This window comes from Microbacterium sp. HMH0099 (assembly GCF_049384025.1).
Lineage (GTDB): Bacteria > Actinomycetota > Actinomycetes > Actinomycetales > Microbacteriaceae > Microbacterium.
Genome location: NZ_JBMRJR010000011.1, coordinates 1 through 2,650, shown reverse-complemented (window position 1 = coordinate 2,650; position 2,650 = coordinate 1). Strand labels below are relative to the sequence as shown.

Below are 2,650 nucleotides of genomic sequence, written 5' to 3'. Positions count from 1 at the left end.
CCGACGGTGATCCACACGGCCGTGTTGCCGCGGAAGACGTCCGGCGTGAGGCTCGACCGATGCAGGAAGCGGCAGTTGAACAGGTATGCCGTCTGCCCCAGCGCGAGCATCAGCACGGCGGCGGTCTGGGCGTACTCGTGCTCGACCCCGCTGTTCACGAGCGTGTAGAAGACGCCCAGCGTCGCGCCGCCGATCAGCAGCGACACGGCGAGGACGAACAGCAGCTCGCGTGCGTTGATGATGGACCCGTGCGGGTTGCGCGGATGCCGCTGCATGATGCCCTTCTCGGCCGGCTCGTACGCCAGGGCGAGGGACAGGGTCACGGCGGTCACCATGTTCACCCACAGCACCTGCACCGGGGTGAGGGGCAGCGTCAGGCCGAACACGATCGCCACGAGCAGGACCAGCGACTGCGCGCCGTTGGTGGGCAGCAGGAAGACGACCGACTTGCGCAGGTTGTCGTAGATGCGGCGGCCCTCGCGGATGGCGCTGCGGATGGTCGCGAAGTTGTCGTCGGCCAGCACGATCTCGGCCGCCTCCTTGGTGGCCTCCGTGCCCTTGATGCCCATCGCGACCCCGATGTCGGCCCGCTTCAGCGCCGGGGCGTCGTTCACGCCGTCGCCGGTCATCGCGACGACCTCGCCGTGCTTCTGCAGCGCCCGGACGATGCGGATCTTGTGCTCCGGGCTCGTCCGCGCGTACACGTCGACCTCGCGCACCCGCTCGGTCAGCCGCTCCTGGCTCATCTGCTCCAGCTCGCCGCCGGTGAGCACGGTCGCGTCGCCGTCGATGATGCCCATCTCGCGGGCGATCGCGGTGGCGGTCCCGGCGTGGTCGCCGGTGATCATCTTCACCCGGATGCCGGCGGTGTGGCAGTCGTGGATCGCCTCGATCGCCTCGGGCCGGGGCGGGTCGACGATGCCCCAGACGCCGAGGATCTCGAGATCGCCCACGTCGTCGAGCTCGACGTCGGACGTCCCGGCGTCGACGTGGCGCCGGGCGGCGGCGAGGACGCGCAGCCCCTCCGCGCTGAGCTTGTCGACGACGCGCTCCCAGTGCGCACGGTCCAGCGGCGCGGGACCGTCGGCCGCCCACTGGGTCTCGGCGCGGTCCAGCAGACGGTCGGGCGCCCCCTTGACCAGCAGCACCCGGCCCTCGCCGGACCCCTCGACGTCGGCCGTGTCGTGCAGCGTGGCCATGAGCTTCGCATCGGACGAGAACGGCAGGACCGCCACGCGCTCCGGGCGTGCGCCGTCGGCGTCGTGCTTGCGGGCGAAGACGGCCAGCGCCCCCTCGGTCGGCTCGCCGACGAGGATCCAGGAGCCGTCCTCCTCGTGCACATCGGCGTCGTTGCAGAGACGGGCGACGGATGCCATGGCATCCAGGTCCGCCCCGTCCGTCCCGCCGTCGGACCCCTCCCGGGCGATGTCGCCTTCGGGTGCGTAGCCGAGGCCGGACACGGCGTACTCGCCGTCGGGGGTGACGACGGTGCGCACGGTCATCTCGTTCTTGGTCAGCGTGCCGGTCTTGTCGGAGCAGACCGTGGTCACGGAGCCGAGCGCCTCCACGGACGGCAGCTTGCGCGTGATCGCGCGCCGACGGGCCATCTGCTGGACGCCCAGGGCCAGCGTGATCGTGACGAGCGCGGGCAGGCCCTCCGGGATGGCGGCCACCGCGAAGCCGATCGCGGCCGAGATGAGCTCGTCGAACGGCATCTCGTGCAGGTAGCGGCCGATGACCATCATGACCGCGGCCATGGCGAGGATGACGATCGTGAGGACCTTGCCGAAGCCGTTCAGCTGCTTCGTGAGCGGGGTGTCGAGTGAGCCCGCCTCGGAGACGAGGCTCTGGATGCGGCCGATCTCCGTCTCGGACCCGGTGGCGGTCACCACGCCGCGCCCCGTCCCCGCGGACACGATCGTCCCGGAGAAGCCCATCGACGAGCGGTCGCCGACGCCGGAGTCCTTCTCGACGGGGGACGTGCTCTTCTGGGCGGGCTCGCTCTCGCCGGTCAGGGCGGCCTCGTCGATGCGGAGCTGCGACGCGGAGGTCAGGCGCACGTCGGCGGGGACGCGGTCGCCGGGGGAGAGGCGGATCACGTCGCCGGGGACGAGCTCGGCGGCATCCACCGTCCGCCATCTGCCGTCGCGACGGACGCTGGCGTCGGAGGACAGCATGCCCCGGATGCCGGCGAGCGCCTTCTCGGCCTGCCCCTCCTGCACGAAGCCGATGACGGCGTTGATGATCGCGACGGCCATGATGACGCCGAAGTCCAGCCAGTCGCCCATGATCGCCTTGATGACGGCGGATGCCAGCAGGATGTAGATCAGCGTGTCGTTGAAGTGCGAGAGGAACCGCAGGACCGCCGGCTTGCGTTCGGGCGGGGGCAGCTCGTTGCGGCCGACCTCCTCGAGGCGGGCGGAGGCCTCCTCGTCGGTGAGACCGTCGTCGCCCGTCGAGAGGGCGGCGACGACGTCGTCCACCTCGTCGGCGAAGGGCGTGTCGAGGGCGAGGTCGGCAGGAGCGGTCTGCGGCATGAGGCCTCCGTACTGACGCGGGGGGGGCACGGCCGCCGCGGGAGCGGGCGGTCGTCGAGGGGTGGTCGACCCGCCGAGTCTAGGAACGGCGCGCGTCCGGACCGGTGGGCTTG

Annotated in this window: 1 protein-coding gene; it reads right to left on the bottom strand. The window is 71.5% G+C overall.

The features are described from left to right. On the bottom strand, window positions 1-2,537 hold a 2,537-nt coding region (locus tag ACO03V_RS16125; protein ID WP_423138343.1), incomplete at its 3' end, for a cation-translocating P-type ATPase. Window positions 2,538-2,650 lie beyond the last annotated feature (113 nt).